Origin of the sequence: Falsihalocynthiibacter arcticus (assembly GCF_000812665.2) — a bacterium.
Classification (GTDB): domain Bacteria; phylum Pseudomonadota; class Alphaproteobacteria; order Rhodobacterales; family Rhodobacteraceae; genus Falsihalocynthiibacter; species Falsihalocynthiibacter arcticus.
Genome location: NZ_CP014327.1, coordinates 2,758,552 through 2,784,007, shown reverse-complemented (window position 1 = coordinate 2,784,007; position 25,456 = coordinate 2,758,552). Strand labels below are relative to the sequence as shown.

Genomic DNA, 25,456 nt, shown 5'->3' with positions numbered 1-25,456 from the left:
GATTATTGGCCGCGTCGGCGGTATAAATCGCAGCGATCCCCTTAGCCCCAAAACGCAACGGTGATATGCTGCGCATCTTTTTGGCGAATTTTCATCAAAATCCAAGGATCGGCTTCGTTCACGAATGTCAGGACGGGCGTTTTAAGCCGCACAACATTGCTGGGTTGAAGCTGGAGGTTCAGAACCTTACCATCCGAGGGCGCATAGACTGTGCGGTCCTTCAAAACTGCTGTGGAATGGGCCAACGCCGCCTCAGCCAATCTAACGGAGGCATGTTTGCCATCGATCATCGCATCAAGCGACAGTTTTGCTTCTTCGTAGGCTGCCTTTGCAACGTCCAGCTCGGAGCTATCACGCGCAATCAGTTCGGTTGAGACCGCCGCGGGCTGACGCGCAAGCTCCGCTTGGCCCTTTCGTGCAGCACCTTCTTCTGCCAGTATTGTTTGTCTGGCCGCATCGTCGACATCATATTTCGCTCGGGCCTGTGCCACCAAGACAGCTGCTTCGGAAAGCTCAACCTCAACGGAAGTCTGCTCAAGAAAGCTTTCCTGATGCGCAACATTTGCTTCGGCAGAGGTCAATTGCGCCTACATGATTTTTATATTTTGCTTGGCCAAAACCAGACGGGCTTGACTTTCATCGACCATAGCTTGGAACGTGTCCTTCTCAAGACTGAACAAAGGACCGCCGAGCTTCACTATGTCGTCCTGTTTAACGTGAACCTCTGTTACTGTGCCGCAAAATTGGGGCCCAATCTGGACGGCGTATCTCTGGACAAACGCGGAATCCGAATAAGGAGTAAGTTGTCCAATAAAAGCAACCTCAACCAAAGCGGCCGAAGTATGAAGGCCAGAGCACAAAAGCCCCCACACAAGATTGAACTTCAACCATTTAAAATCAAAGAAAAACAACCGGATCAAAAACAGATAGGCAATCGTAACAAGGAATTCCATTTTCTGGCGTCCTGACTGGGTTGTATGATGAAGGGGTCGTTGGCGGGGGCTATTTCTGTTCCAGCGGAGGACTTTCGGAATTATCCCCTCAAGACCTGAAACAGTCCAAGGGCGGAAATGTGCCCGGATGAGGGCAAGTATCCATAGTGGAAAGACAAGTAAGCCTAAATAACTGGAGATCTTAATCGCATCCAACTGTGGGTGGTTGCGCGCTTTTGCGACTTTCCCCGGGATTTCATGGACGACAACGATCCCCACGATTAAGAAGGAAATCAGAGAGCGAGAAACGTAATTTAACAATGTGATAGGCATAAAAATCATATATTTGAGCAAATTGTCTTAAAAACGTAATTTGCACGGCGCCTCTAAATCTAAAATCTGGCGAGCAGCCTTTTCTTGAATTTATATGCAATTCTTTTGGATTTAGCGACGCCAGACCTCAGTGAAACATTTTCCCATAGCTGGCATCAACGCGAATATTTCCCCGTTACTAAGCTCCATACCCTAAATTGGATTTAGCAATGATTTTACGCATGAAATCAGTATGCGTCCCGAGATAGCGCGATCCTTCGATCGAGAGATGTCCATCGTCGCGAAACATGAATGTCGATCCGATCATTGTGTCACACACGCCATTCGGGCACAGGAAATCCTCAAGATATAAGACCGATATCTCGGGGTCCAATGTCCGCAAAAAGTCTATTTTGGCGGTGCTCGCAGGATGAAAATCGCTGCGCGTGTAGTCACAGCTATCGTCGGAGCGACCCGACCGCAAAGTAGCCGCCAGACACTGTCCTATATTTTCGCCAGTGACAGGCGGAGGGGAAACAACTACCAAGGACTTGCCCATGGCTTTGAGTTTGCGGGACGTTTCGAGGAGGGATTGACGTACCAACTCTTGCTGCCCTTCGGTTACGTGCTCCCCGTTGGCCAACAGCAGTTCGTTGTAAATCAGGCCAAAGGGCGAAGACATGACGACGTATTTGATCGACGGTTGATCCGCCAACCAAGCCAACACCTGTTCGTTGAAATCCAGACAACCGCGCGCCCATGCGTCAGGATATTCAGGAGTGACGACGGAAAGGCCCGGGATTGGGGCGCAAACCGATTTCGTATGTTGCACCATACCTTGCCATTTTGTGCCGACCTCAATCGCTTCGGCCAGATGCATGGAAAAACTATCTCCCCATAGCAGCACACCGGGTGTGTCGGAGGTGCGGCAGTTCGGGGAAAGCGTAAAGGCTCCCTCGCAATCTTCGGACAGGCCGTAATTAGTGGCGAGTTTTGCCTCGATTTCTGGGTCAGAAAACACTGACGGGTCGCGGTGTGGATTGGTCAATCCCATTGCCAGCACGACACCGACGACGGCGAGAGATACGCCCGCGCCTAACAGTACCGAGACAAGCCCGCGCAAGGATATCACGGCACTTTTGTTACGTTTGCGGAAGGGTTTTTCAACGAAGTGGTAGGTGAGCGTCGCCAACAAGATCGACAAGGCAATCAAGCCGAGAACGTAGGGGATACTTGGGGGTGTTGAATCGTATAGTCGCGCAAAAACCAATACGGGAAGATGCCACAGATACGCGCTGTAACTGATCAACCCCATGGCAACCAATGGTCGCCACGACAAAAGCGATGCGACTGGAGTGTTGCCAACTGCAAACACTAAAATCAAGGAAGTACCCACAACTAAGGGGAGTGTCGAGAGCGACGGAACGGGCGTAGAGGCGTCAAGCAGCAAGAGGGATGAAATGACAGCGAACAGACCTAATGTCGCTAAAATCGTGGCAACCGGTTTGGCGACTGTGACAGGTTTCTGTGCAAATTGGCGCGCGACCATCATGCTAATTCCACCGGCCAGAAGTTCCCATGCGCGGGTGGGCAGTAGGTAAAAATTGGCGGCTGGGGCCGAGGTTGCGAAGTAAAGGCAAGCGGCAAAACTTGCGACCATACTGGCCACGAGCAAGATGGCCGCAAAGCGCTGCGATACTTTCCACGCCAATAGGGCCGCCAAGGGGAAAAACAGATAAAACTGTTCCTCAACGGCGAGGCTCCATGTGTGAAGCAGTGGGTTGAGGTCGGCATCCGCCATGAAATATCCCGTGTCCGACCAAAACAGGAAATTCGAAGAAAAAAGCGAGGCTGCAACCAACCCTTTGCCAAAATCGGCCAGTTGAGACGGCAACATCCATGCCAGCGCAAAGGGAATGCAGGTGGCAAGGACAACAAAGAGCGCAGGCAGGATGCGCCGCGCGCGGCGCTCATAGAAGTTCCTGAAGGTAAATCGTCCGAGTCTCAAATCCTCCGCAATCAATTGCGAGATCAAGAAACCCGAAATCACGAAGAAGACATCCACCCCAAGGAACCCTCCTCTCAAGAATGTATTATCAGCATGATAAACAATGACCGCGAGAACTGCTATGGCTCGCAGTCCGTCGATCTCTGGACGATATTTCATCTGCAACTACTTTCGTTCTGCAACCCGACTGACAGGTTTTAAGTTCTCATTTTCCGGCCCGAGTCTGTTTGTTTTATGCTCACAAGAGCTGGGCTCACCAAATTTAGGTTGCCGCTTAGTCGGGAAGCTGTACGTTCCAGTTTTTGCCAGCCGGGCAAGCGGCCAGTTATCGCGTCTCTGATCGCTTGAAAGGACGAAAAATAGATCAGTTGCCGGTATCCAAAACGCAGGATAATTGTCAGCAACAGCAGTTTTAGGTCGAACTTTCGTTCAAACCAGAACGCTGCAAGAGTGTAGGTCATGTCGATAACCACAAGAACAAAATAGCTGATCAAGACCACGGTTGGAAATCCTGTGACGTTGAGCGCTCCATGAAGGCTATATTCAATCAACGTCTTGACCAGAAGGCTAAGCAAAAGCAAATCGACGAAGGGCGACACCATACTCGTCAACAGACTAAACCAGATCGCGTCCATAATCGACACAAGCCCTATCGCACGGCGTTCTGGAATAGAGCGCCAATGTTTCCACGACGTTTGCAGCATCCCCAACGTCCAGCGCCGCCGTTGCTTTAAGAAAGCTTTGGTCTGTTCGGGGGCCTCAGTATAGGCGCGCGCTTGTTCTTGAAATCGCACGGTATAACCGGCGCGATGTACCGCAACCGTTAGGTCAGCATCCTCGGTGATTGTATCGCCCGAATACCTATTTGCGGCCTCAACTGCCGCAACCCGCCAAGCCCCGATCGCACCGGGCACAACAAAAATACCGTTGATGGCTTCGAAACTGCGCCGCGTGACCGCTTGGCTGACGAGGTATTCCAGCGCTTGGCAGGACGTCAGATACCCCTTTCGATTGCCGACCTCCACAAAGCCAGCCACCGCGCCGACACGCTCGTCTTTGAAGTGCTGAACCAACCAACCTAGAGCATCAGGATCTAAAATAGTATCGGCATCCACCCCCACAAAGAAGGGCGTTTTGATATACTGCAACGCGTGGTTCTCGGCCTGCCATTTGCCGCCGTTTTCTTGCCGGATGATCCTTACGCGTGGATGATTGTGAAACTCTGCGTTGACCGACTCATAGGTTCCGTCAGACGAGCCATCATCCACCACGATGATTTCAAAGTTGGGATAGTTCGAACCCAGAATTGACCAAACGCTCCGCACAATAACGTTCGCCTCGTTATAGGCTGGCACCACAACTGTAATCCCCGGAAGGTATTCAGGGTCACGCTGTGGCGAAGGTTTGCGAAAGAAAGCCAAAACGAGGTAAATTAGCGATCTGGCAATCGCAAAAACGAGCAAGACAAGGAAGGTTGTCGTCAGGCCAAAATACCAGAAGTTGAGAAGGCGATAGGTGACCGTGTCGCGCGCCCTCATTGAATTCGGATCGAGCGGGGCTATATCCGCCGTACCAAGGTTAGCAACTTCGGCCAAGGGCGCAAACGTGAACCCGTCGCGCCGCAAATCGGCAAACAGGTCCGGCAGAGTTGCAATAAGCTCCGCAGCATATTTGGTTGTCAGGTCAAACGACATAACCGCCGGATGGCCTGTGAGGCTTGCTTCGCGAAGTTGGGCAACAAAGCCTGCGCGATCCGTCTCGGGATTTTGGAATACGGCTCCGTTGGATATTGGAATGAAATCTTGCGCAACCCACGCACGTGTAAAACGCACTGCAATACTGGGCCACAGAAACAGCTTCGACATATCGCAGTTGTAGCGGAGTAAAATTCCGCCAGTTTGTGTCCTTCGTTTATTCGGAGGGCGGGAGATGTATTCTGTGGATATTTATAGTCGTGTGCGCCGTGCTTGTTTGAAGGACGGCATGTCTGCTCGTGAAGCGGCGCGTTATTTCAACAAGGACCGTAAGACGATAGCGAAGATGCTACGTCATGAACTCCCTCCTGGTTATCGTCGTTCAGAAGCGCCACGTCGCCCCACGCTTGATGATTATGTTGGCATCATCGACGAGATACTTCGGACTGATAAAACCCTGATCAAAAAACAACGCCATACAGCAAAGCGCATCTATGAACGCCTGAGAGCCGAGCATGGATATACTGGCAGCTTGACGACTGTGACGTATTACGTACGCGAGCAAAAGCGGCGCACGAAAGAGGTGTTTGTGCCGTTGTCGCATCGGCCCGGCCACGCGCAGGTTGATTTTGGTGAGACCCTTGGCGTGATTGGCGGCGTAGAATGTAAGATCCACTTCTTCGTGATGAGCCTACCGCATTCGGACGCAGTGTTTGTGAAGGGATACCCTGCGGAGACGACAGAAGCGTTTTGCGACGGCCACGTGTCTGCCTTTGCGTTCTTCGGCGGCATCCCCCAATCCATTCTCTATGACAACACCAAGATCGCTGTTGCGCGTATTTTAGGGGACAGAACACGTGTTCGCACACGCCGGTTTACAGAACTGCAATCGCATTATCTGTTTGATGACAAGTTTGGTCGGCCTGCGCGGGGGAACGACAAAGGCAACGTTGAGGGCATGGTCGGATACACTCGACGCAACTTCATGGTGCCTGCGCCACGTTACGACAGTTTTGATGATCTGAATGCGCACTTGGAACAGAGGTGTTTGGAACGCCAGAGTGACAAATTGCGCGGACACAGCCAGACTATTGGCCAGCGTTTGATATCCGATCTTGATGCCCTGATGGGGTTGCCTGTCGCAGAGTATGAGGCCTGCGACCATGTCAGCACGCGGGCCACATCAATCTCAATGGTGCGCTACCGTAGCAATGATTACTCTGTGCCCGTGGCCTATGCCCATCACGACGTCCACGTGCGTGGCTTTGTGCATGAGGTCATTATTGGCTGCGGCAATGAGGTGATAGCACGGCATCAGCGGTCTTACGCCAAAGCGGACATGATCTTTGACCCGCTCCACTTCCTGCCTTTGATTGAGCAGAAGGTGGGGGCTTTGGATCAAGCCGCCCCTTTGCAGGGCTGGGATCTACCGGATGTCTTCGCTACCTTGCACCGACTGCTCGAAGCCAGAATGGGTAAGCCGGGCAAGCGGGAATATGTTCAAGTCCTGCGCCTTTTGGAAACCTTTGAGATGGATGTTGTGCAGGGTGCGATCCAGCATGCCATTGATCTGGGCGCGATTGGCTATGACGCTGTAAAACACCTTGTGTTGTGCCGAGTTGAGAAGCGCCCACCGCGCTTGGATTTGGACTTCTATCCTTATCTGCCAAAGGCAAACGTTGGAACAACACGTCCGGCCAGCTACATGAGCCTGATGGGAGGGACCGCGGCATGACCCAAGCCCCCCAAATCCTTCTGCAACATCACCTCAAGAAGTTACGCTTGCCAACGTTCCAAGGGGAGTACGCAAAACAAGCCCAGATATGTGCTGCCGAGAATAAGGATCACATTCAATATTTGGCGCGCCTGTGCGAGATGGAACTGATAGATCGGGAGCGCCGGATGATCGAACGGCGGATCAAAGCGGCGAAGTTCCCAAGCACCAAAAGCCTGGATAGCTTTGACTTCAAGATTATGCCCAGCTTGAACAAACCGCTGACAATGGACCTCGCACGATGTGATTATATAGATCGCAGAGAAAATATCATCGCCCTCGGCCCATCGGGAACCGGTAAGACGCACATTGCTTTGGGGCTTGGGTTGGCGGCATGCCAAAGAGGGTTGAAAGTGCGCTTCACGACGGCGGCAGCCCTGGTCCATGATCTGATTGAAGCGCAGGATGAGCGGAGATTGCAGCGGCTTCAAAAGCACCTGACGAGCCAGAACCTGTTGATCATTGATGAATTGGGATTTGTGCCCCTCAGCAAATCTGGTGCGGAACTCCTCTTCGAGGTGATATCCCAGTGCTACGAACGCGGCTCAATTATAATCACCTCGAACCTGCCTTTCGATGAGTGGACCGAAGTCTTTGGTTCCGAACGGCTCACAGGCGCTTTGCTGGATCGTTTGACCCATCACGTCCATATCCTGGAGATGAATGGCGAGAGTTACCGGCTCAAACATAGCCGTAAGAGCCGCCAATAACCAAAACACATCAAGATCAGAACAATGTCGGCCCAAGGGCCAACATGCGCTTTGGCACGCGTTAGCTAAATGGGGAGCACGCGCACCAAAGCGCACGACAAACGAGAAGTCAGTGGACCAGTTTTACGCCGCGATCTGGACCCTTTTTACTCTGCGATTGACAAATTGGCTACCAGCGCTTTCATCTTTGCGTCGGGAATACCAATCAAAACAATCGGTTCGGAGTGTTTGACAAGAAGCACACCCGCCACCTGTGCCGCGTCGTCGAGCGCGACCATGGTGTGAATGGGTTTGCCAGAATAGCCAGTGGTCGAAACATAATCGGACGTAACAAAGGCCCAACCGATGCGCTCTCCGTCTTTGAGAACCTCCACCGCTGGAATTTCCGCGCTCATGGCACCAAAGGCATCCGCCCCTTCGACCAATTCCTCGACCAGAACACTGGGGAGCAGTTTGGCGAGAACCGATTCAGCGGCTGCGGGGAGCGCTAAGAAAAACAATGTCACAACGAATGCGACGAAATTCAGGAGGTTTTTATGGAGCGTCATGCGACAGCATCCTTCAGGTAAGGGCGCCCGTCGCTCTGTGTTTTCAGGGTGAACTCTATAGTATCAGTTGAGATCAGGCCTGAAAATTCAGTTAGGGGAGGGCTGCGTGGGTTCGGGCGAATGCCACGTTTTTGAATTAAGGGTATTTGGTAAGAAGCGAGATCTTTTTTAAGTTCCAGCTGCGCGAAGGTCAGCTTCTGGCCAAAAGAATTTTCCAGATCCGCGCCGATCTGCAGACAGCACATCACGCAACCATTACAGGTGTGCGAAGGGTCAACTGCATTGCTGTCGTCGTCGATCCGCACCGTTTTAGCTACACCGTCGGCGCAAATTTCCATGAAAACGCCTGTGTCACTACTGCCAGCTACGGCAACAGCACTGCTCAAGGCGAAACTCACGATCAGTAATAATCTGGAAAAATGTGCAAAGGAGTTCTTCATGCTGCTTAACTAGCGATGGAAGAATCAATCGTCCTTGATCTAACGCAAGTTCAACTCAACCAATCTTTGAGAATCGGGGGACATCATCAGGTTCGTTTTCTCATTGCAACCAAGCGCGCTATCAGTGTTGTTCTGCAGCGCGCTCAGCCAAGCGTTGGCGGGTGATTGCGCGTTTAGAGAGGATCGACACCGTTAAGACGCCAAACGTCACGATACCGATAATAATCGTTGAGAGCGCGTTGATTTCCGGACTAACCCCCATCCGAACGGACGAGTAGATTTTGATCGGAAGTGTGGTCGACGACGGGCCTGTGGTGAAGCTTGCTATCACCAAATCGTCGAGCGACAATGTAAAGGCCAGCAACCAGCCAGAGATGACGGCGGGGGCGATAATGGGCAAAGTCACGCTCTTGAAAGCATCCCAACCGGAACAGCCAAGGTCATAGGCCGCCTCTTCGAGGGAGCGATCAAACGACGCCATCCGCGACGAAACCACAACCGAGACATAGCACATCGAAAACGTTCCGTGGGCCAGAACGATGGTGACCACGCCGCGCGGCATCCCTATCGAAATAAAGAGCAATAGAAGCGACAGACCCGTGATAACTTCGGGCATCACCAATGGCGCATAAATCATTCCTGAGAATAGTGTGCGTCCGAAAAACCGCCCCGAACGCACAAGAACAAACGCCGCCATCGTACCAAGGATGGTCGCGATAATAGACGAGAAAAAGGCAACCTTGACGGTGACCCACGCCGCATCAAGGAACGCTTGATTTTGCAGCAACTCGCCATACCATTTGGTGGAAAACCCCGCCCAAACCGTCACCAGTTTGGACTCGTTGAAACTGAAAATCACGAGGATCAGGATGGGGATATAAAGGAATGCAAACCCAAGCGTGAGGGCGATGATGTTGAAGCCAGTTAGACGTCTCATTGCCCCTCCTCCCGCTGTTTTTGCTCGTTGCGTTGGAACAATACGATTGGAACAATCAAGAGCAGCAAGAGGATCGTTGCAACCGCCGAAGCCACAGGCCAATCGCGGTTTGAGAAGAACTCTTCCCACAACACTTTACCGATCATCAATGTCTCGGATCCCCCCAAAAGGGACGGGATGACAAACTCGCCCAAAGCCGGAATGAAAACCAGAAAACAACCCGCAATGACCCCCGGTTTTGAAAGCGGGGCCGTGACCGACCAGAATGCCGAGAATCGCGTACAGCCAAGGTCTTCTGCGGCCTCTATCAAGGTGCCGTCTAGCTTTTCCAAGGTGGCATAAATCGGCAAAACCATGAAAGGGAGGTAGGTATAAACGATGCCAATATAGACCGCCGTATTTGTGTTCAGAATGGTGAGTGGCTCGGAAATGAGGCCAAACCCCATTAGGAATTGATTTAAAAAACCCTCGTTCGACAGAATACCAATCCACGCATAAACACGGATGAGGAAGCTGGTCCAGAAGGGCAGAATGATCAAAAGCATCAAGCTCGGACGCCACTCATCAGGCGCTTTGGCCATGCTGTAAGCAATGGGAAACCCCACAAGAAGGGTGAAAAACGTCGACACAGTCGCGATTTTAATACTGGAGAGATAGGCCTTCCAATAAAGGTCATCCTCGGTCAAGAAAATGTAATTCTCAAAATCTAGCGCGCTTAGAAATTCTCGAAACCCTGCCCAGCCTTCGGAAAAGTCGAGCGTCGGCGTATAAGGCGGAATCGAGAGTTGGATATCGGAGAGCGATATTTTAAGAACGATCCCGAACGGCACCAAAAACAGGATGAAAAGCCAGAAATAGGGGATGCCGATCAAAAGCGAACGAGAGAATTTCATGCTGTGCCCCTATTTGTGTAAAATGATGCCGGCGGTGTCGGTCCACGACAACCAGACGGTATCTTTCCACGTGATATTCCTGCGTGAAATACGGCGATTATTTGCCGTTTGCGCTTTTACCAACTGGCCCGTCGCCAAGCGCACATAATACGTCGAAATATTGCCAAGATAAGCAATGTCTTCGACCTGCCCTGTCACGCGATTGTGCCGATCAACCGGCTCTTCGGTGTCGATCGTAACTTTTTCGGGGCGAATGGCAAAAGCGGCGGACGATCCCTTTGTAACGCCTTCCCCCACCATGGCGCGAAGGCCATTATTATGCTCCGACCATGAAAGCTCGGCGGCATCTTCGGAAATTTCCGTGACCGTGCCCTCAATGATGTTCACGTCGCCAATAAAGTCGGCCACATAAACGGAATTGGGCGATTCATAGACGCGCGCGGGGGTGTCAACCTGCACCAGTTTTCCGTGGTCCATAACGGCAATCCGGCTGGCCATGGTCATGGCTTCTTCCTGATCGTGGGTCACAATCACAAAGGTCGTGCCCGTTTTTTCCTGAATGTCCATAAGCTCAAACTGAGTCTCGTGGCGCAGTTTTTTGTCCAACGCTCCAAGAGGTTCGTCGAGCAGTAACAGTTTCGGCGCCTTGGCCAATGCGCGCGCCAAGGCCACACGTTGTCGCTGGCCACCGGAAAGCTGGTGCGGTTTGCGTTTGGCGAATTTCTGTAGCTGAACAAGGCGCAACATCTCTTCGACGCGGCCCTGAATTTCGGATTTCGGCATATCAGAGCGCTTCAAACCAAACGCCAGATTGTCGGCAACCGTCAAATGGGGAAACAGCGCGTAGGATTGGAACATCATATTAACCGCACGCTTGTTGGCAGGGATGCCAGCCATATTCTGCCCGTCGATGGTGATTGTGCCTTCGCTAGCTTCTTCAAAGCCGCCGAGCATCCGCATCAACGTGGTTTTCCCGCAGCCCGAGGGCCCCAACAAAGCGAAAAACTCTTTCGGATAAATTGCCAAGCTCATCTTGTCGATGGCGGTAAAATCTCCGTAACGCTTGGTGACATTATCAAAGGAGATCAGCGGCTTTGCTTTAGCATCTTCCCAAGGGGCAAAAATGGCGTTTTGGTTCATGTCATCTTTCCAGAAAGAAACGCCCAAGCCGTGTGGCTCGGGCGGAGTATTATAAATCACCTAAACTTAGGTGCCAGACTTAACTTTGGTCCACAAGCGCGTCACAACCCGTTGTAGCTTCGCCTCGTAGGGTGATTTTGTGTACAGGTTTTGGACGGTTTCTTCGTCAGGATAGATCGCCGTGTCGCCGATCACATCCTCAAGCAAGAACTCTTGGCTCGCCTTGTTGCCGTTGGCATAATAGACGTAATTCGACGCAGCCGCCATATTCTCGGCATCCATGATGAAGTTCAAAAACGCATGCGCGCCCTCTGGATTTGGAGCGTCAACAGGGATGGCCATTTGGTCAAACCACATCAGGGAACCTTTGTTGAAGGCATTGAAAACAATCTCAACTCCATTGTCAGCTTCGATCGCGCGATCCCGTGCTTGCAGAATATCCCCAGACCAACCGACGGCCACGCAAATGTCGCCATTCGCAAGCGCGTTGATATACTCCGAGCTGTGGAACTTCTTGATATAAGGACGCACAGCAAGCAGCGTATCTTCTGTTTTCGCAATGACGTCTGGATCAGTTGTATTTGGATCTTCGCCCAAGAACTTCAACGTCATCGGGATGATTTCCGTTGGAGCGTCAAGGAAATACACGCCACATTCGGCCAGCTTTTCCATGTTTTCTGGCTTCAGCACGAGGTCCAAGCTAGAGAGCGGGGCATCCTCGCCCAGCACTTCCCGAACTTTACCCAGATTGATCCCAAGACCCGTCGTGCCCCACATATAGTTGATGGAATACGCGTTGTCTGGATCATATTGCGCGGTACGCGCCTCGATGACGTCCCACATATTGTCGATATTCGGGAGTTGCGACTTGTCCAATTTCTGGAAAGCTTTCGCCACGATTTGACGCTGAAGGAAATCCGCCGTTGGGACAACAACGTCGTAGCCAGAGTCCCCTGTCAGCATTTTAGTTTCGAGAACTTCGTTGCTGTCGAAAACATCGTATATTAGCTTGTAGCCGGTTTCCTTCTCGAACTTTTCCAAAAGTTCTTCGTCGATATAGTCGGACCAGTTATAGACCCGAACCTCTTGTGCATTTGCAAATGTCGCCGCAAGGCTGATTGCAACAGTAATTGGAATTAATTTCATCGTCACCTCCGAATGTGTAGATAATAATTTGATCAAAAGTTTGACAAAAGCAACAAAATTCGTGAAAAAGATGTCAGCCCATAAAAAGTAGTTTGTAAATTAGATGACAACAGAAGCCAAAAAAATTCCAGAACACCAAGCGGTTTATGAGCGCCTGCGCGACATGATATTGCTTGGTCGTTTTTCGCCCGGACAGCCTCTAACCATCATGGGATTAACCGAAAGTCTTGGTGCGGGTATGACCCCAGTGCGCGAGGCAATACGGCGGCTTGCGGCGGAAAATGCACTAGTTACGCTTGGCAATCGGCGGATTGTCGTGCCGGAAATGAATATTGAAAATTTTCAGGACGTCTATTTTTTGCGCTTAAAGGTTGAGCCGGAGCTTACACGGCGGGCGATAAAAAACATTACTAAACAAGATATTGAGGAATTAACATCGATTGACGCGGAAATCGACACCGCCATTGAGACGGGCGATATCGAAACATACCTCGAACGAAACAATCGATTCCATTTCAAGATATATGCCTTGGCGCAAGCGCCCGTCCTTTTTCGCGCGGCACTCTCTCTTTGGGTGCAAGTTGGGCCAAGTCTGCGCGTCAATTGCAGTCGCTATGGAACAGAAAACCTACCGGATAAACATTCAGAGCTCCTAGAGGCTCTCGCACGGCGGGATGAGGAAGCTGCGGCGATTGCCATGGCTGGGGACTTAGAACAAAGTCTAAATCTCGCGACCACATCATCGAATTGAATTTTTGATCAAAAGATCGCAAAGGAAGCTTCAAGTGTCTAAAATTAGGAAAATCAAGAAAACCGAATCGTGGGCTGACAGTCTTCCAACTGCTTTTTTGGAATACCTTGATGGTCGCTCCATTGACGAGGTGGAATGCATCATTCCAGACCTCGTTGGGACATCGCGCGGCAAGGCGATGCCCGCATATAAGTTTAAACCAGACGAGATATTCTACCTGCCAATTTCGCTCTTTTATCAGACGATTTCCGGTGAGTTTGTGGATATGGAAATCGAGAACCAGTGGCTTGAAAAAGACGTTATCCTCGTTCCAGATATGAACACCGCATCCGCGGCCCCTTGGGCGGGTGAACCGACGTTGCAGATTATCTGTGATATGAAAACGCGCGAGGGTGCGGATTTGGAAGTTGCGCCGCGCAATGTACTGCGACGGGTTCTAAAGCTCTATGATGAACTAGGATTGAAACCTGTTGTCGCCCCAGAAATCGAGTTTTATCTGGCCAAGCCAAACGTCGATCCAAATGAGCCCATCGAGCCACCGATTGGCCGCACGGGGCGCAAAAGTGCCGGACGGCAAGTTTTCTCAATGTCCGCAGTGGACGAATATGGGCCCGTTATTGATACGATCTATGATTTCGCAGAGGCGCAGGGATTGCAAATCGACACCGTCATTCAGGAGGGCGGCGCGGGCCAGATCGAGATTAATCTACAACATGGCGACCCGTTGTTGCTCGCCGACCAAGTGTTCTATTTCAAGCGCACCATCCGTGAAGCGGCGCTTTTGAACGGCATTTTCGCAACCTTTATGGCGAAACCGATGCGCGACGAACCCGGAAGCGCGATGCACCTTCACCAATCGATTGTCGACAAAGAAACCGGCAAAAATATCTTCTCGAATGAGGATGGCTCTGCCACCGAAAAGTTTTATCACTTCATCGGAGGGTCGCAAAAATATCTGATGCAATCTGTGCCGTTGCTCGCCCCCTATATCAACTCCTACCGTCGCATTACCGTTGAGGGACAAAGCGCGCCCGCCAATTTGGAATGGGCCGCCGACAACCGCACGACTGGCTTGCGCGTTCCGCACTCCCCTCCAGAAGGACGCCGATTGGAAAACCGCGTAATCGGAATGGATTGCAATCCGTATCTGGCGATTGCGACGTCTCTGGCCTGTGGTTTGCTTGGCATGAAAAACAAGATTGAGCCGCGTGCGGAAGCCCGAAACGAGGTCTGGGAAACGGACGACCGTCTCCCTCCAAGCCTGAACGCAGCGCTCGATATTTTCGCGGATGCCAAGGAAGTCTGGGAAATTCTGGGCCCTGAGTTCTGTCAGCTTTATTTGGATATTAAGCTTGCGGAAAACGAGGAGTACCAGCGTGAAATTTCACCATGGGAGCGGCAGCATCTGTTGTTAAACGTGTGAGGGACCTCCTTACTGTGAACGACACGGCGGGCACCTACCCGCCGTCCTATTACGCATCCGCGGCGAAACATTTGGGCGGTTTTGACGCCATCGCAGGCGATGTTTCATGCGATGTCTGCGTTATCGGCGGCGGGTTTACCGGCCTGTCAACAGCCCTGCATTTGGCAAAGCGCGGCTATGACGTGCGCCTTGTCGAAGCGCAGCGCGTTGGATTTGGCGCCTCTGGGCGCAATGGGGGCCAAGTTGGGCAGGGCCAGAGGCTTGACCAAGACGAACTCGAAGCCAAATTCGGTCTTGAGCGCGCCAAGGAGCTTTGGACCATCGGCACGCAGGCGGTTGAGTTGGTCAGGGAACTCGCCAGCTCGGATTTGGTGCATGCTGACTTCCATCCAGGCATAATACATGCCGATCACCGCGAACGTTTTGTGCGCCACAGTCGCGAATATGTCGACAAGTTAAACACGCAATACGACTATCCGCACGTTCGGTTTCTAGACCAAGAAGAAATGCGCGCAACGGTGAATTCGCCTGTCTATTTTGGCGGCTCCCTCGATACGCAATCTGGTCACATTGATCCGCTTGAATTTGTGTTGGGACTGGCGCGGATGGCGGTGGAGCAAGGGGCAAAGCTGCATGAGAACAGTCGAGTTTCAAAAGTTGAAACTGGGGCGAAAGTCAAAATCCACACGGATCAGGCCTGCATAACTGCCGACCAACTTGTTTTAGCCTGTAATGGTTATATCGGCGATTTACATTCCGATGTTGCGCGCCGCGTTATGCCGATCAACAACTACGTGGTTGCAACCGCACCTATGAGTCCGGAGCAACAAGAACAGATCATTAAAGGCAAAGTCGCGGTCGCAGATTCAAAATTCGTGGTTAATTATTTTAGATTTAGCGACGACAACCGCCTGCTGTTTGGCGGCACCGAGAGTTACGGTTATCGCTTCCCTAAGGACATTGCCAAACAGGTTCGCAAGCCGTTGGGCGAAATATTCCCCCAGCTCGCAGACGTGCAAATCGACCACGCTTGGGGGGGGACATTAGGCATCACCATGAACCGTTTGCCGCATTATGAACGCTATGCGGGCAACATTTTATCAATGTCGGGCTTCTCTGGATCAGGCGTTGCGCTTGGAACCCTATCGGGCCAAATCGCAGCAGAAGCCATCGCAGGCCAATCCGAGCGGTTTGATGTAATGGCGCAAATTCCGACGCCCCGTTTTCCCGGTGGTCCAAGAATGCAGCACCCGATGCTGATCCTCGCTATGCTGTGGTATTCGTTGCGCGATAAACTTTAATCTAATCCTGCAAGCCAATCTAAGCTTGCAGGATTTACTTTGGTGGGAAGATTAAAGCTTGATCCACGTCGCTTTGAGTTCGACGTATTTATCAAGCGCATGCAGCGATTTGTCCCGCCCGATACCGGACTGTTTATAGCCCCCAAAAGGCGTGGTCATATCGTCGGCATCGTAGCAATTGACATAGACCATTCCTGCACGGATTTTTGAGGACATCTTATGCGCCGTCGAGAGATCATCGGTCCAGACCGCCGAGGCCAAACCATAGGGGCTGTCGTTAGCAACCTTGATGGCTTCGTCCTGATCCTTCACCGAAATGACCGAAATCATCGGGCCAAAGATCTCTTCCTGCGCGACCCGCATTTCGTTTGTCACATTGTCAAAAATCGTGGGTTCTACGTAACTTCCGCCCGTTTCCTCGCGCGTTTTACGGCCACCAATGACAACGTCGGCTCCCTCTTCCCTCGCGATATCAACAAAGCCCAAAACCCGTTGCGTGTGGCGGGCATCAACAAGGGCGCCCATGGAGGTTTCGGGATCAAGGGGGTCACCGGGCGCATAGGTTTTGGCGACCTCTTTGAGCACCTCGATAACCTCGTCATGGATGGAGTCTTCGACAATCAGGCGGCTCGGGCAGGTGCACATTTCGCCCTGATTGAACCACGCGGAGTTGGCGGAAACGCGAGCTGCATGAGCCGTGTCGCGATAGCTTGAAAGGATGATGTTCGGGCTTTTGCCACCCAATTCCAAGCCGATTTTCTTGAGGTTGGATTTTGCCGCATATTCCATGAAATATTTGCCGACTTGGGTGGAGCCTGTAAAGAACAACCCGTCGATATCCATGTGCATACCCAGTGCGCGGCCCACGTCAGGGCCAAGTCCGGTCACCACGTTGAAAACGCCTTCTGGAACGCCCGCTTCGAGCGCAAGTTCGGCCAAACGGATCGCTGTGAGCGAGGATTGTTCGGCAGGTTTGAGGATCACTGAATTCCCCATAGCAAGGGCTGGCGCGACCTTCCACGAGGCCATGAGCATCGGGAAATTCCACGGTACAACTGCAGCCACGACGCCCAGCGGCTCCTTGGTGACCATGGCAAAGAAGTCCTTCCCTGTGGGGGCAACCTCGTCATAAACCTTGTCGAGCGCTTCGCCGTAATAGCTGTAGCAATTGGCAACGGCACGCACGTCGATGGAGAGGCTGTCGGCAATCGGTTTGCCCATATCCAGCGTTTCCAGCAGCGCAAGTTCATCGCGGCTTTCACGGATCAACTCCGCAAAACGCATCAAGACAGCTTTACGCGCCGCAGGAGGTTGATGCGACCAGCGCCCGTCTTCAAATGCCGCCCGTGCGCTCGCAACAGCCATGTCGACATCCGCCGAATCCATAAGCGGGACCTCGGCCAGATGTGCGCCATCAATCGGGCTAATGGAGGCAAAGGTTTTGCCACTTTGCGCCTGTGTGGATTTGCCGCCAATGATCCCATGTGCCCGAATTTTCAGGGACTTGGCCGCGGCGTGCCAATGGGCTGTTGTTTGCTGTGTCATAGGAACCTCGGTTGGTTGGAGACGTTTCAGATAACAACGTCATCACGTAAAGCAATGGCGTCACGACCAGCGGCCGCAACGCCGTCTTCGATGTCTTTTTGAATGGCAGAAGACAGCCCGTCGGCATCTCGATTGTCTAGGGCTGTTAGGATTTCTTTGTGTCGGTCAATTTCGTAAAACGCGCCAAGTTCGGATATCACCTCCCGCTGAAATGGTCCCAATTGAAGCCAGATACTCTCGACAAGGGGCATCGAAATATGGTCTGGGTTTGCACGATAAAGACGGTTGTGAAAAACGTGATTTAACGCCGTGAGGGCATCATAATCCAGCCGTACCAACGCCTCGTCCATCTGCATATCAATCGCCCGCATCTCCTCTATCAAAATATCGGAGACATAGGGCAAAGCGCGCAAGGCGGCGTGGCATTCTAGCGTGATCCGCGTGGCGATCAGGTCTTCAAAACGACCTTGGGTCATATAGGGAATGAGCATTCGACGGTTGTCTTGTGACACGATAGCGGACTCAGAACTCAAGCGGCGCAGGGCCTCGCGAATGGGGGTTGGGCTGAGGTCAAGTTGCTCTGCCAAACCACGCATTGTCAGGGACTCCCCTGTCGGAATTGCACCCACCATGATTGCATTCCGAAGACGCGCATAGACATACTCTTGGCTTGTCCGCTCACCAGAATTTTCGATCTCTGGGATGTTAAAACTCATTGCGCGTTTTTCCCCTTGGCTCATGCTAAATCCTTAGTCGGACGCTTGACTCTTGTCAATAACGCTATCACAACTAGACAAAGGGTATCACATTATTTTGTGGTCTCGTATTTTAAGGAAGTAATGTCGATGAGCACGAAGTCTGAACCCAAGTACAATTCGGTTATGGTGGCCCTTTGCGATATCAACGGCGCCTTCCGTGGGAAAAGATTGCCCATTGATCAAGTAGATAAAGTCTTTGACGGCTCCCTTCGTATGCCCATGTCGGCGGCAACGGTTGATGTTTGGGGTCGTGATATTGAAGGCAGCGAACTAGTATTTGAGTCAGGTGACGCTGACGGGATTTGCTTACCGATCCGCGACGAAATCCTGCCATCGCCTTGGATGGGCGCGTCTTCTGGGTTTGTTCCAGTTTGCATGTATGATGAGAATGGCGCACCGCATCCCACCGATTCACGGCATGCGCTTGCGGCAGTCGTCGCGCGGTTTGCGGCTCTTGGTTTGCGCCCTGTTGTGGCGACCGAGCTTGAATTTTACCTCACCGATCTGCACGAACAAGGCGGCATTCCATCGTCCGAGAAGTTCGACACCGAGAACGTGCTTTCGGTGCAAGAACTTGAGCGATTGTCGCCGTTTTTGGATGACGTTTATGCTGCTTGTGCAGAGAGTGGCATCCCCGTTGATGCGGCGATTTCCGAAACCGGTGCAGGGCAATTTGAGATCAACCTATTGCACACCGACGATCCCTTGCGCGCGGCTGATGACGCGATGATGTTCAAACGCATCGTCAAAGGCTTTGCAAAAAGCCATGGCCACACAGCGACCTTTATGGCCAAGCCTTATGGCGATGGCGCGGGAAGCGGGCTTCACGTTCACTTCTCCCTGCTAAACGAAAAAGACGAGAATGTGTTTGACGATGGCTCCGACGAAGGCTCCGACATCATGCGCGCAGCGATTGGCGGCCTCACCGATGCGATGCAGGAAAGTGCGCTACTCTTTGCCCCGCATTTCAACAGCTATCGTCGACTGCGCCCCAATTCACATGCCCCCACGACCGTTGCTTGGGGCTATGAAAACCGCACGGCGGCCATTCGCATCCCCGGCGGAAACAACAAAGCGCGCCGCATTGAGCATCGTGTTGCGGGGGCGGACGCAAACCCCTACCTTGTTCTCGCGGCAATTTTGGGTGCCGCCCTTGCGGGTATTGAAGGCAAAACACGTGCGCCCGAGCCTTTAACGGGCAACGTGTATGAAGCCGGAATGCCGCAACTCCCATTGGATTGGGCGGCGGCAATCGACGCCTTTGAACAAGGGCCAATCGTCGCAGACATTTTCGATCCTTCGCTCCTTCAACTGATCGTTCAATCAAAACGCCAGGAATTGGAGCGGTTCCTCGAAACGGTAACGAAGTTAGAATATCAAACATATTTGGAGGTCGTCTAATGGCCGTTACACAAAAAAACTACGCTGGTGATGGCGCACACACCACCAGCTATTACGCCGCATCTGCGAACACGCGGACGTTGCGTGCGCCCTTGGTTGGCGATCAAAAATTCGACGTTTGTGTTGTAGGCGCAGGATACTCCGGCCTCTCGACAGCGCTGCATTTGGCCGAAAAGGGCTACCAAGTTGCCATAGTTGAAGGCGCACGCATTGGCTGGGGCGCGTCTGGTCGCAATGGCGGACAGGTCGTTAATGGCCTGAACGCCTCGCTGCAAACCATCGACCGTCGCTATGGCAAAAACACCGCGAATTTTGTTGCGGGTTTGGTCATGGAAGGCGGCGACATCATCCGCGAGCGCGTGGCCACTTATGGCATTGAATGCGACCTAAAACCGACCAATGTTTTTACCGCCTATACCTCGGCTCACATGAAGGAGCTAGAGGAGCGCCTAGCCTTGTGGCGCGGCTATGGCATCGAAACCCAAGAGATGATCGGCCCCGACAAAATCCAGAACTACGTCGGGTCTGACGTCTATGCTGGCGGGATGATTGACCACGCGGGCGGGCATATGCATCCGCTCAACTTGGCCCTCGGAGAAGCGGACGCCTTTGAGAAAAATGGCGGCACAATCTTTGAGATGTCGATGGTGCGTAGCGTCAATAGCGACGCCAAGGAACCCGTCATAACGACGGACGCTGGCACAATCACCTGTAAAACGCTGGTCCTCTGTGGCAACGCCTATCTTGGCCACGTCGTGCCGGGGCTTACCAGTCGCGTCATGCCCGTCTCGACCCAAGTTATGGCGACGGAACAATTGGACGCGGATCTGGCGAAACGCCTTCTTCCAACGGATACCTGCATCGAAGATATTCGCTATATTCTGGACTATTATCGCCTCTCTGCGGATAACCGTCTTTTGTTTGGCGGAGGTACCGTTTACGGCGGCGCTGACCCCAAGAATATCGAGGCAAAACTGCGCAAAAATATGGACAAAGTATTTCCCGAGTTGCGCGATAAAAAGGTCGAATACGCATGGAGCGGCAACTTCGCCCTATCCTTTAGCCGCGTCCCGCAAATGGGCCGCCTAAACGACAACACCTATTTCGCACATGGTTATTCTGGGCACGGCATTACCGGATCGCACACCTTTGGCCGCATTCTGGCCGAAGCGATTGACGGCGACCGTTCACGTTTGGATGTATTTGCAAAAGTCCCATGGATTCCTTTCCCTGGAGGGCGCATGTTCCGCGTGCCCTACTCCGTGATTGGCTCTTGGTATTATGGTTTTAAAGACCGGTTTGGATTGTGAGGCTGAGATGACAAATTCTGGCGATCAAGCATTTAGAAAAACGGACCCCAAAGGCAGATGGCAAGAGATGACCTACGGGGGCGCGTTAAGCTTCCTGCGGCGCAAATATTCCCGCGATTTGACGGGTGTTGATGTGGCGGTTCTGGGCGTTCCTTTTGACAACGCCGTCACTTTTCGTCCCGGTTGCCGCCTCGGCCCGCAAGCCGTGCGCGCAGCGTCTGTTCAACTCGCGGAATTACAGGCGTTTCCGTGGGGCTTTGACCCGTTCCAAACCCTATCGGTTGTCGATTTCGGCGATGTATTTCTTGACCCACATCACCCCGAAACGATCAAACCCGCGATCGAAGCCCAAGCCCGCGAGATCATCGCCACAGGCACACGCCTTCTCACGATTGGCGGCGATCATTCGATCGCCTATCCTCTCCTTAAGGCCCATGCAGAAAAACACGGCCCCATCGCCCTCATTCAATTTGATGCGCATTGCGACACATGGGAAGACAACGGCACCGAGATGAACCACGGCACCATGTTTGCGCGTGCTGTCAACGAGGGTATCATCGATGTAAGCCGCTCAACCCAAGTGGGATTGCGGACCTATAACGCAAGCGACTTTGGGTTTGAAATCCTGACCAGCCCTTGGGTTCACCGCAACGGTATCGACGCCGCGATCAAGGTTGCAGTTGAGCGCGCGGGCGATGCGCCTGTGTATCTGAGTTTTGACGTCGACGGTATGGACCCAGCCTTTGCACCGGGCACAGGAACCCCCGTACCGGGTGGCTTGGCCTCTTGGCAAGCGTTGGAGTTTGTGCGCGGCCTCACCCCGTTAAACCTCATCGGGATGGATATCGTCGAGGTATCCCCCCCTTTGACCATGCGGAAATTACGGCCATCGCGGCGGCACATGTGGCCCATGATTGGCTCTGTGTTCTCGCGGAACAATTGGGCGCAAAAACCGCCCCAGTGGGAAGGATTTAGACCATGAAAATCGGCATTCTTCAAACCGGCCGCTCGCCCGATGAAACCCAAGAAAAGCACGGAGACTATGGCGCGTTTTTCATGAACTACCTCGGTGGCAGGGGATTTGAGTTTGAAAACTATCCCGTGCTAGATGGCGTTTTTCCGACAAGCCCCAAGGATGCGGACGGCTGGCTGATTACCGGATCGCGGTTTGGCGTCTATGAAGGGCACGCGTGGATTGCGCCACTCGAAGACTTCCTCAGGGAAACCTACGCCCTTGGCACCCCCATCGTGGGCATTTGTTTTGGCCACCAAATTTTGGCGCAAGCCTTGGGTGGAAAAATCGAAAAGTTTGAGGGGGGCTGGTCCGTCGGCCCCGCGAAATACACTTCTGAGCGTTTTGGCGACCAAAACATAATTGCTTGGCACAAAGATCAGGTTGTTAAGCGGCCAGACGAGGCCACGGTCGTAGGCAGCTCCGCGTTTTGCGAAAACGCGATCCTTGTTTATGGCAACAAGGCGCTGACCATCCAGCCGCACCCAGAGTTCACAGGAGAATTCTTGACCGCATTGCTCCAAACGCGCGGAAAAGCTTTGCCCGATGACATCCGCGAAAACGCGGCAAAGCGAGCGGGAGAGGACCTAACCTCCGCATCCTTCGCCGACCACATCGAGAAGTTTTTCAAAGCTGACCGCCCTTAAGAGCTTATCGCCATAAAGATAATGGAGACCGAAATGACAAACGCAGCAATCGCAGAACGCCGCACGGGGGCAATTGCCCGTGGCGTAGGCATGATGACGCAAATCTATGTTGACCGTGCGTTAAACTCCGAAGTTTGGGACGTTGAAGGCACCCGTTACATCAACTTTGCGGCGGGGATTGCGGTGGTCAACACGGGGCATTGCCACCCGAAAGTCATGGCCGCCGTCCAACACCAAATGACCCGTTTCACCCATACTTGCCATCAAGTTTTGCCCTATGAAAACTACATCAGCTTGGGTGAGAGGCTGAATGAAATCGTTCCTGGTGACTTTAAAAAACGCACCGTGTTTGTCACCACGGGCGCGGAAGCGGTTGAGAATTCGATCAAAATCGCACGCGCTTATACCGGACGCCCTGCGGTTGTCGCCTTTGGCGGTGGTTTTCACGGACGCACGTTTATGGGCATGTCGCTAACGGGCAAGGTTGAGCCCTACAAAAAGGGCTTCGGCGCCATGATGCCCGATGTCTATCACATCCCGTTTCCGATTGAATTACATGGTGTCTCGACCGACGAGTCGATGGCCGCCTTGACCAAGCTTTTCAAAGCAGACCTTGATCCCACCCGCGTTGCCGCGATCATTATCGAACCCGTCCAAGGCGAAGGTGGATTTTACGCCGCCCCCGCGGCCCTCATGCGCGAAGTGCGCCGCCTGTGTGATGAGCACGGGATCGTCATGATCGCGGATGAAGTTCAGACAGGATTTGCGCGTACGGGGCAAATGTTTGCGATGGATGGTTATGATGTATCCGCCGATATTACGACGATGGCCAAAGGGCTTGCGGGCGGCCTGCCCCTTGCTGCGGTAACGGGAAAAGCCGAGATTATGGACGCCGCAAATCCTGGTGGTTTGGGCGGAACATACGGCGGAAATCCCCTTGGAATTGCAGCGGCGCACGCCGTTTTGGATGTGATTGAGGAAGAAGACCTTTGCGCCCGCGCCAACGAACTTGGCTCGCGCCTAAAACAGCGCCTAGAGCAAATCAGGCAAACAACGCCACAAATGGTTGATGTTCGTGGCCAAGGTTTTATGGTGGCCACAGAATTTAACACCGTTGATGGCTCCAAGCCGGATGCGGATTTCACTAACCGCGTGCGGATGGAAGCGCTCAAACGCAACCTCGTGTTGCTCACTTGTGGCGTGTATGGCAACGTCCTTCGCTTCCTTGCGCCGATCACTATTCCCGACGATATCTTTGCTGAAGCGCTTGATATCCTTGAAGATTCAATCTCCGCAGCAAAGGTAGATGCATAATGACCCTCGCTTTAAACGATCCCAGCCTTTTGGAACCGCGCGCCTATATTAATGGCAAGTGGATTGAGACCGAGAAGACCTTCGCCGTTCTCAATCCGGCGACCGGCGAAGAAATTGTACGGGTCGCCGATGTGCCCGTTGAGATGGTTCGCGACGCAATCGAATACGCCCATAAAGCCCAAAAGGAATGGGCCAAATGGACGGGCAAGGAACGCGCGGGGGTTATGCGCAAATGGTACGACCTCTTGGTTGCGAACGCCGATGATTTAGCCACCATCCTAACGGCGGAAATGGGCAAACCATTGGCCGAAGCCAAAGGCGAAATCCTCTACGGCGCGTCCTTTATTGAGTGGTTCGCCGAAGAAGCAAAGCGCATCTATGGCGATGTTATTCCGGGCCACCAACGCGACAAACGTATCCTTGTGATCAAGCAGCCCATTGGCGTTGTTGGCTCCATTACGCCTTGGAATTTCCCCAACGCAATGATCGCTCGCAAGGTCGCTCCCGCTTTGGCGGTTGGCTGTACCTTCGTGGCGCGGCCCGCGGAACTCACGCCTTTGTCGGCAACGGCCATGGCCGTTTTGGCCGAACGTGCGGGCATTCCAGCAGGGGTTTTGAATATCATCCCGTCGAGCAATGCCGCCGAAACGGGACAGGAACTCTGCGAAAACCCCAAAGTGGCGAAAATCACCTTCACGGGGTCCACGCGCGTTGGGAAAATCCTAATGAAACAATGCGCGGACACCATCAAAAAAATGAGCTTGGAGCTGGGCGGCAACGCGCCGTTTATCGTTTTTGACGACGCCGATTTGGATGCGGCCGTCACGGGCGCCATGATCTCGAAGTTCCGCAACAACGGTCAAACCTGCGTTTGCGCCAACCGTATTTACGTTCAATCCGGCGTTTATGAGGCCTTCGCGGCCAAACTTCAAACGGCGATGTCGGCGCTGACTATCGGCAATGGCATGGAGGCCGGCATCACAACAGGCCCATTGGTCAGTGACGCGGCTGTGCTCAAGGTCGAAGAGCACATCGCCAATGCCACGGGAAAAGGCGCAAAAATTGCCATGGGCGGCAAGCGGCATGCCTTGGGCGGAACCTACTTTGAGCCCACAATTCTTACGGACGTGACGCTCGACATGGCCGTCGCGCGCGAAGAAACCTTTGGCCCCTTGGCGCCACTTTTCCGTTTTGAAACCGAAGAAGAAGTGATCCGCATGGCGAATGACACTGAATTCGGCCTCGCTGGGTATTTCTATGCACAAGACGTTAATCGGATCTGGCGCGTGGCCGAGGCCTTGGAAACAGGGATTGTGGGCATCAACACAGGTCTGATCTCTACTGAAGTCGCCCCATTTGGCGGGGTTAAGCAATCTGGTCTCGGGCGCGAAGGCTCGAAATATGGCACAGAAGATTACCTTGAGCTAAAGTACATGTGTTTTGGTGAAGTGCAGTAAGAA

At 52.8% G+C, this 25,456-nt stretch carries 23 protein-coding genes; 11 read left to right on the top strand and 12 right to left on the bottom strand.

What is annotated here, in order from left to right; genetic code table 11:
- Positions 1-41: 41 nt before the first annotated feature.
- From RC74_RS13755 to RC74_RS13740, 4 genes are all read right to left on the bottom strand, one after another.
- Positions 42-581 carry an HlyD family secretion protein gene (locus tag RC74_RS13755; protein WP_039000393.1) on the bottom strand — a complete coding sequence of 180 codons (540 nt, stop codon included), beginning with the start codon at positions 579-581 and terminating at the stop codon, positions 42-44.
- Between the two features lie 6 nt (positions 582-587).
- Positions 588-1,265 carry a DUF3302 domain-containing protein gene (locus RC74_RS13750; RefSeq protein WP_169798743.1) on the bottom strand — a complete coding sequence of 226 codons (678 nt, stop codon included), beginning with the start codon at positions 1,263-1,265 and terminating at the stop codon, positions 588-590.
- Between the two features lie 178 nt (positions 1,266-1,443).
- Entirely contained in the window at positions 1,444-3,411 is a 1,968-nt protein-coding gene (locus tag RC74_RS13745; protein ID WP_052274608.1) for an acyltransferase family protein, read from the bottom strand.
- A gap of 38 nt (positions 3,412-3,449) precedes the next feature.
- Positions 3,450-5,117, bottom strand: a complete 1,668-nt coding sequence (locus RC74_RS13740) for a glycosyltransferase family 2 protein (RefSeq protein WP_052274607.1) — start codon at positions 5,115-5,117, stop codon at positions 3,450-3,452.
- Between the two features lie 64 nt (positions 5,118-5,181).
- On the opposite strand from RC74_RS13740, the gene istA reads away from it, so the two are divergent.
- Together istA and istB are read left to right on the top strand one after the other, a co-directional pair.
- Complete coding sequence (istA, locus tag RC74_RS13735; RefSeq protein ID WP_062628238.1) at positions 5,182-6,681, top strand: IS21 family transposase; 1,500 nt, start codon at positions 5,182-5,184, stop codon at positions 6,679-6,681.
- On the top strand, positions 6,678-7,430 hold the full coding sequence (istB, locus tag RC74_RS13730) for an IS21-like element helper ATPase IstB (RefSeq protein ID WP_062628113.1): 753 nt from the start codon (positions 6,678-6,680) through the stop codon (positions 7,428-7,430). Before istA ends, istB begins: the two co-directional genes overlap by 4 nt.
- A 146-nt stretch (positions 7,431-7,576) precedes the next feature.
- Here the strand turns inward: istB and RC74_RS13725 are convergent, their stop codons facing one another.
- From RC74_RS13725 to RC74_RS13700, 6 genes are all read right to left on the bottom strand, one after another.
- Positions 7,577-7,978, bottom strand: coding sequence for a hypothetical protein (locus tag RC74_RS13725; protein ID WP_038999953.1), 402 nt, complete (start codon positions 7,976-7,978; stop codon positions 7,577-7,579).
- Positions 7,975-8,418: a hypothetical protein gene (locus RC74_RS13720; RefSeq protein WP_038999954.1), complete on the bottom strand. Its 444-nt coding sequence runs from the start codon at positions 8,416-8,418 to the stop codon at positions 7,975-7,977. The genes RC74_RS13725 and RC74_RS13720 overlap by 4 nt, the downstream gene beginning before the upstream one ends.
- Positions 8,419-8,539: 121 nt before the next feature.
- Complete coding sequence (locus RC74_RS13715; protein WP_038999955.1) at positions 8,540-9,355, bottom strand: ABC transporter permease; 816 nt, start codon at positions 9,353-9,355, stop codon at positions 8,540-8,542.
- Positions 9,352-10,248, bottom strand: coding sequence for an ABC transporter permease subunit (locus RC74_RS13710; protein WP_038999956.1), 897 nt, complete (start codon positions 10,246-10,248; stop codon positions 9,352-9,354). Before RC74_RS13710 ends, RC74_RS13715 begins: the two co-directional genes overlap by 4 nt.
- A 9-nt stretch (positions 10,249-10,257) precedes the next feature.
- Positions 10,258-11,388, bottom strand: coding sequence for an ABC transporter ATP-binding protein (locus RC74_RS13705; RefSeq protein WP_038999957.1), 1,131 nt, complete (start codon positions 11,386-11,388; stop codon positions 10,258-10,260).
- Between the two features lie 66 nt (positions 11,389-11,454).
- Positions 11,455-12,534: a polyamine ABC transporter substrate-binding protein gene (locus tag RC74_RS13700; protein ID WP_038999958.1), complete on the bottom strand. Its 1,080-nt coding sequence runs from the start codon at positions 12,532-12,534 to the stop codon at positions 11,455-11,457.
- A gap of 103 nt (positions 12,535-12,637) precedes the next feature.
- On the opposite strand from RC74_RS13700, the gene RC74_RS13695 reads away from it, so the two are divergent.
- The 3 genes from RC74_RS13695 to RC74_RS13685 are packed head-to-tail and all read left to right on the top strand — an operon-like array spanning position 12,638 to position 16,009.
- The gene (locus tag RC74_RS13695) at positions 12,638-13,285 is read left to right on the top strand and encodes a GntR family transcriptional regulator (protein WP_038999960.1); all 648 of its coding nucleotides are present in this window, start codon (positions 12,638-12,640) and stop codon (positions 13,283-13,285) included.
- A 34-nt stretch (positions 13,286-13,319) separates the two neighbouring features.
- Positions 13,320-14,708: a glutamine synthetase family protein gene (locus tag RC74_RS13690; RefSeq protein ID WP_236939937.1), complete on the top strand. Its 1,389-nt coding sequence runs from the start codon at positions 13,320-13,322 to the stop codon at positions 14,706-14,708.
- Positions 14,675-16,009 (top strand): NAD(P)/FAD-dependent oxidoreductase, encoded by a 1,335-nt coding sequence (locus RC74_RS13685; protein ID WP_052274558.1) that lies wholly within the window; start codon positions 14,675-14,677, stop codon positions 16,007-16,009. The genes RC74_RS13690 and RC74_RS13685 overlap by 34 nt, the downstream gene beginning before the upstream one ends.
- 51 nt (positions 16,010-16,060) lie before the next feature.
- Here RC74_RS13685 and RC74_RS13680 read toward each other — a convergent pair whose 3' ends face one another.
- Positions 16,061-17,554 (bottom strand): aldehyde dehydrogenase, encoded by a 1,494-nt coding sequence (locus tag RC74_RS13680; RefSeq protein WP_038999964.1) that lies wholly within the window; start codon positions 17,552-17,554, stop codon positions 16,061-16,063.
- A gap of 26 nt (positions 17,555-17,580) precedes the next feature.
- On the bottom strand, positions 17,581-18,294 hold the full coding sequence (locus tag RC74_RS13675; protein ID WP_236939936.1) for a GntR family transcriptional regulator: 714 nt from the start codon (positions 18,292-18,294) through the stop codon (positions 17,581-17,583).
- 105 nt (positions 18,295-18,399) lie between these two features.
- Between RC74_RS13675 and RC74_RS13670 the strand changes: the two genes are divergently transcribed.
- The 6 genes from RC74_RS13670 to RC74_RS13645 are packed head-to-tail and all read left to right on the top strand — an operon-like array spanning position 18,400 to position 25,453.
- Positions 18,400-19,713 (top strand): glutamine synthetase family protein, encoded by a 1,314-nt coding sequence (locus RC74_RS13670; protein WP_236939935.1) that lies wholly within the window; start codon positions 18,400-18,402, stop codon positions 19,711-19,713.
- The gene (locus RC74_RS13665; protein WP_038999966.1) at positions 19,713-21,023 is read left to right on the top strand and encodes an NAD(P)/FAD-dependent oxidoreductase; all 1,311 of its coding nucleotides are present in this window, start codon (positions 19,713-19,715) and stop codon (positions 21,021-21,023) included. Before RC74_RS13670 ends, RC74_RS13665 begins: the two co-directional genes overlap by 1 nt.
- 7 nt (positions 21,024-21,030) lie before the next feature.
- Positions 21,031-22,005 carry an agmatinase gene (speB, locus tag RC74_RS13660; protein ID WP_335339542.1) on the top strand — a complete coding sequence of 325 codons (975 nt, stop codon included), beginning with the start codon at positions 21,031-21,033 and terminating at the stop codon, positions 22,003-22,005.
- Positions 22,002-22,682: a type 1 glutamine amidotransferase gene (locus tag RC74_RS13655; RefSeq protein ID WP_038999967.1), complete on the top strand. Its 681-nt coding sequence runs from the start codon at positions 22,002-22,004 to the stop codon at positions 22,680-22,682. Before speB ends, RC74_RS13655 begins: the two co-directional genes overlap by 4 nt.
- Before the next feature lie 33 nt (positions 22,683-22,715).
- Positions 22,716-23,996 carry a 4-aminobutyrate--2-oxoglutarate transaminase gene (locus tag RC74_RS13650; protein ID WP_038999968.1) on the top strand — a complete coding sequence of 427 codons (1,281 nt, stop codon included), beginning with the start codon at positions 22,716-22,718 and terminating at the stop codon, positions 23,994-23,996.
- Positions 23,996-25,453 (top strand): NAD-dependent succinate-semialdehyde dehydrogenase, encoded by a 1,458-nt coding sequence (locus RC74_RS13645; protein ID WP_038999970.1) that lies wholly within the window; start codon positions 23,996-23,998, stop codon positions 25,451-25,453. Before RC74_RS13650 ends, RC74_RS13645 begins: the two co-directional genes overlap by 1 nt.
- Positions 25,454-25,456: the final 3 nt, after the last annotated feature.